This window comes from Acinetobacter sp. NIOH-H-8, assembly GCF_046635365.1.
Taxonomy (GTDB): domain Bacteria; phylum Pseudomonadota; class Gammaproteobacteria; order Pseudomonadales; family Moraxellaceae; genus Acinetobacter.
Window position 1 is genome coordinate 1 of sequence record NZ_JBHDVN010000269.1, and the last position, 414, is coordinate 414.

The 414-nt window shown below is 52.7% G+C and carries 1 protein-coding gene; it reads right to left on the minus strand.

The window, feature by feature from the left end; all coding sequences use genetic code 11:
* On the minus strand, positions 1-414 hold a 414-nt coding region (locus tag ACEWB7_RS18170; RefSeq protein ID WP_411581113.1), incomplete at both ends, for a CoA transferase.

Consider the following 414-nt stretch of genomic DNA (forward strand, 5'->3'; position numbering starts at 1 on the left):
TTCCCAGCCTTTACATTTCAGGATCCAGCCAGGCTGACCGCCACCACCTGCATTACCACCGCGGGGAACTGCATCACCAAATGTACCATTCGGATACTGCGGGTATTCTTCCAGATAACCCAATTTATCGAGACGCTGCTGGTCACGTAATTTCACGCGGCAAAGGTTCAATACGGCATCCTGCATTGACATGGTGACTCGTTGCCCACGCCCCGTTTTTTCGCGATGCAGCAAAGCAGCAAGTAAACCGATCAGCAAATGCATTCCGGTGTTGCTGTCACCCAACGCTGCAGCGCTTACCAGCGGCGGACCATCCCAAAAACCCGTAGTGGATGCCGCGCCACCCGCTGCCTGAGCAACGTTTTCATAGGCTTTTACATTCACATAAGGCGAACACTCATCAAACCCTTTGAT